This window comes from Aeromonas sp., from assembly GCF_050633025.1.
Lineage (GTDB): Bacteria > Pseudomonadota > Gammaproteobacteria > Enterobacterales > Aeromonadaceae > Aeromonas.
Genome location: NZ_JBODRQ010000205.1, coordinates 1 through 4,033 on the forward strand (window position 1 = coordinate 1; position 4,033 = coordinate 4,033).

A 4,033-nucleotide genomic window follows, 5' to 3' on the forward strand; every position below is an offset into this window, starting at 1 on the left:
AATAAAAAAGCCGACGTATCAAACGTCGGCGAATAAAAAGTGCTTACAACAGAGGATTCAAATATTGAGACCCGCGGGTCGAAAGATTGGTTCCCTCTTTTTGTAATTAATTTTCGGCGCGTTTAAACATCAGGGTATTGGCGTCCGACTCTTCCGGTACGAAGTAGTAGCCCTCGGCGTTGAAACCGGTCAGCTGCTCCACCTCGGTCAGACGGTGCTTGATGATGTGGCGGGCCATCATGCCGCGCGCCTTCTTGGCGTAGAAGCTGATGATCTTGAACTGGCCGTTCTTCTCATCCTTGAACACCGGTGTGACAATCCGCCCTTTCAGGCTCTTGGGGCGTACCGACTTGAAATACTCGTCGGAGGCCAGATTGATCAGCACTTCATCCCCCTGCGCTGCCAGCGCGTCGTTGAGATGGTGAGTGACCACCTCCCCCCAGAACTGGTAAAGATCCTTGCCGCGGCTATTGTCGAGCTTGGTCCCCATCTCCAGCCGGTAGGGCATCATCAGATCGAGGGGGCGCAGCACGCCGTAGAGGCCGGAGAGCATCCGCAGGTGCGCCTGAGCGAAGTCAAAATCAGCCTCACTGAAATCCTCTACCGCCAAACCGGTGTAGACATCCCCCTTGAAGGCCAGCAGCGCCTGACGGGCATTGGCGGGGGTGAAATCTGGCTGCCACTCGGCAAAACGGGCAGCATTGAGACCGGCCAGCTTGTCGCTGATCTTCATCAGAGTGGCGATCTGGTCAGGGCTCAGTTGGCGGGCCCGGCTAATCAGTTCGGCGGAGTGATCCAGCAGCTCGGGTTGGGTGAAACGGGGGGTCACCAGCGGTGACTCGTAATCCAGCGTCTTGGCCGGGGAAACCACAATCAGCATAACATTCCTTTATGGCGAGGGGCCGAACGGCAAAACGGCCCCATGATTCATTCATCCAGCGTCACATTGTCCAGCACGCCAGAACCCAGCGCATCCTGGCCTGAGAGCTTGATTTGCAGACGTAAATCATTGGCCGAGTCGGCATGGGCGAGGGCCTCACTGTAGCCAATCTGGCCGGCGCAGAACAGGCTGAAGAGCGCCTGATCGAAGGTCTGCATACCCAGCTCGGTGGATTTGGTCATCACCTCCTTGAGGCGATGCATCTCTCCCTTGCGAATGATGTCGGTGATGAGCGGAGTATTAAGCAGCAACTCGAACGCGGCAAAACGCCGCTTGCCATCCATGCTTGGCACCAGTTGCTGGGCAACGATGGCTTTCAGGTTGAAGGAGAGATCGAACAGGAACTGGCGATGTTTCTCCTGCGGCACCAGATGGAGGATCCGATCCAGCGCCTGGTTGGCGTTGTTGGCATGCAGAGTGGCGAGGCAAAGGTGACCGGTCTCGGCGAACTGCAGGGCAAACTCCATGGTCTCCTGGCTTCGGATCTCGCCGATCAGGATCACGTCCGGCGCCTGACGCAACGAGCTTTTCAGCGCCACATCGAACGATTCGGTGTCGATCCCCACCTCCCGCTGGGTCACCAGACTGCGACCATGCTGATGGACAAACTCCACCGGGTCTTCCACCGTCAGAATGTGACCATCGGCATGCTGGTTGCGATAGCCGATCATCGCCGCCTGGGTGGTGGACTTGCCCGCCCCGGTGGCCCCGACAAACAGCACCAGCCCCCGCTTGGCCATGGCGACCTCTTGCAGGATCTTGGGTAGCTGCAGATCTTCAAAGGTGGGAATGCGGGTCTCGATACGCCGCACCACCATGCCGGGCAGCTCCTGCTGCCAGAAGGCGCTGACCCGAAAACGGCCAAGCGCCTCGCGATAGATGGCGTAGTTGGCCTCCTTGGTGCGGATATAGCGCTCGAAGTGATCGCTGCTGAGGGTATCCCTGACCAGCGTCAGCGCCCCCTTCTTGTCGAGCGCCTCGCCCCCCAGCGACACCAGATGGCCATTCACCTTGAGGATGGGCGGCGAGCCCACTGTCACAAACAGATCCGAGCCCTTTCGTTCGACCAGCTCGGCCAGCAATTCATCCAGATTCATCATCTATCCCTCCCTGGGTTCGATGCTCTTAAACGCTGTTGGGATCGACGGCCTTGGCCTTGGCATCGAGGGATGCCACCACGCCGCGGCTCACCAGCTGCTTGAGGCTCTGATCCATGGTCTGCATGCCGTGGGTCATCCCGGTCTGGATCACCGAGTAGAGCTGGGCGATCTTGTCCTCCCGGATGAGGTTACGCACCGCCGGAATGCCCATCATGATCTCGTGGGCCGCCACCCGACCGCCACCAATGCGCTTGAGCAGGGTCTGGGAGATAACCGCCCGCAGGGATTCGGAGAGCATGGAGCGCACCATGTCTTTCTCCGCACCGGGGAAAACGTCGATGATACGGTCGATGGTCTTGGCCGCCGACGAGGTGTGCAGGGTGCCAAACACCAGATGGCCGGTTTCGGCGGCGGTCATGGCCAGACGAATGGTCTCAAGGTCGCGCATCTCGCCCACCAGAATGATGTCCGGGTCTTCCCGCAGTGCCGAGCGCAGGGCATTGCTGAAGCTCTTGGTATCCCGGTGCACTTCCCGCTGGTTCACCAGACAGCGTTTGTTCTCATGGACGAATTCGATGGGGTCTTCGATGGTGAGAATGTGGTGATGGAAGTTCTCGTTGATGTAGTTAACCATCGCCGCCAGGGTGGTCGATTTACCGGAACCGGTCGGGCCGGTCACCAGCACCAGACCGCGCGGGAACTCGGAAATCTTGCGGAAGATCTCCGGCGCATCGAGATCTTCGAGGCTCAGCACAGTGCTGGGGATGGTACGAAATACCGCGCCCGAGCCGCGCGCCTGCTGGAAGGCGTTGACCCGGAAACGAGCCAGATTGGGCACCTCGAACGAGAAGTCGACCTCGAAGTTCTCCTCCAGCTCCTTGCGCTGATGGTCGTTCATGATGTCATAAATGAGGGCATGCACTTCCCGGTGTTCCAGGGCGGGCAAATTGATCTTGCGAACCTCACCATCAACCCTGATCATCGGGGGAACCCCGGCCGAAAGGTGTAGATCCGAGGCTTTATGCTTTACACTGAAAGCCAATAACTCTGTGATATCCATAGACTTGTCATTCTCCCATCACAAGATCACTAACGAAATATGAACCAGATTGCCCAGCACCTGTTTCAGGTAAAGGAACGTATTGCCCAGGCCGCCGAACGGGCGAGCCGCAACCTGCAGCAGATCCGCCTGCTGGCCGTGAGCAAGACCAAGCCCGTCGAGGCCGTCATGGCCGCCCATGCTGCAGGTCAGCGCTGCTTTGGCGAATCCTACGCCCAGGAAGCGGCGACCAAGATCGATACCTTGCGCCAGCAGCCGGAATATTGCGACATAGAGTGGCACTTTATCGGCCCTTTGCAATCGAACAAATCCAAACTGGTCGCCGAACGGTTCGACTGGGTGCAGAGCGTGGATCGGGACAAGCTGATCGACCGCCTCAACAATCAGCGTCCCGCCAGCATGGCACCGCTAAATGTTTGTCTGCAAATCAATATTAGCGGAGAGAGCAGTAAATCCGGAACGTCGGAACAAGAGATTTTCCGCCTTGCCGAGCTGGTCTCTCAAAGTGAGCGACTGGTGCTGCGGGGGCTGATGGCCATTCCCGAGCACACCAGTGACGAGAGCGTACTGGCCGCCCAAATGACCCGTATGCAGACTCTGTTCACCGAGCTTGCGCGACAATACCCCACGGTGGATACCCTCTCGATGGGGATGACCGAGGATCTTGAACTGGCGATCGCCCACGGCAGCACCATGGTGCGGGTCGGCACCGCCATCTTCGGCGCCCGTGACTACTCATAGGCAAGGCTGGCGGATAACTGACAGATCCGCCTCTTGCCGCGACTTCATCAACAGGAGCGTTTGATGGAACACCGAATTCTGGCGTCAGGTGGTGCAGGCTGCACCCACCTCACCGTGACAGCATGTGCAACAGGAGCATCTGATGCAGCATAGAACGCTGGCCTTTATCGGCGCGGGCAACATGAGCCGCAG

At 58.6% G+C, this 4,033-nt stretch carries 4 protein-coding genes; 1 reads left to right on the plus strand and 3 read right to left on the minus strand.

Going from position 1 to position 4,033, the window contains the following annotated elements; all coding sequences use genetic code 11:
* Positions 1 to 106: 106 nt before the first annotated feature.
* Genes yaaA through tapT form a run of 3 tightly spaced genes read right to left on the minus strand, consistent with a single transcriptional unit; the run spans position 107 to position 3,100 of the window.
* Positions 107 to 880, minus strand: coding sequence for a peroxide stress protein YaaA (gene yaaA / locus ACRAUW_RS17175; protein ID WP_431363246.1), 774 nt, complete (start codon positions 878 to 880; stop codon positions 107 to 109).
* A 47-nt stretch (positions 881 to 927) separates the two neighbouring features.
* On the minus strand, positions 928 to 2,037 hold the full coding sequence (gene tapU, locus ACRAUW_RS17180; protein WP_431363248.1) for a type IVa pilus ATPase TapU: 1,110 nt from the start codon (positions 2,035 to 2,037) through the stop codon (positions 928 to 930).
* A 28-nt stretch (positions 2,038 to 2,065) separates the two neighbouring features.
* Positions 2,066 to 3,100 (minus strand): type IVa pilus ATPase TapT, encoded by a 1,035-nt coding sequence (gene tapT, locus ACRAUW_RS17185; protein WP_033135532.1) that lies wholly within the window; start codon positions 3,098 to 3,100, stop codon positions 2,066 to 2,068.
* 39 nt (positions 3,101 to 3,139) lie between these two features.
* Between tapT and ACRAUW_RS17190 the strand changes: the two genes are divergently transcribed.
* Positions 3,140 to 3,841 (plus strand): YggS family pyridoxal phosphate-dependent enzyme, encoded by a 702-nt coding sequence (locus ACRAUW_RS17190; RefSeq protein ID WP_431363247.1) that lies wholly within the window; start codon positions 3,140 to 3,142, stop codon positions 3,839 to 3,841.
* The last annotated feature ends 192 nt before the right edge of the window (positions 3,842 to 4,033 follow it).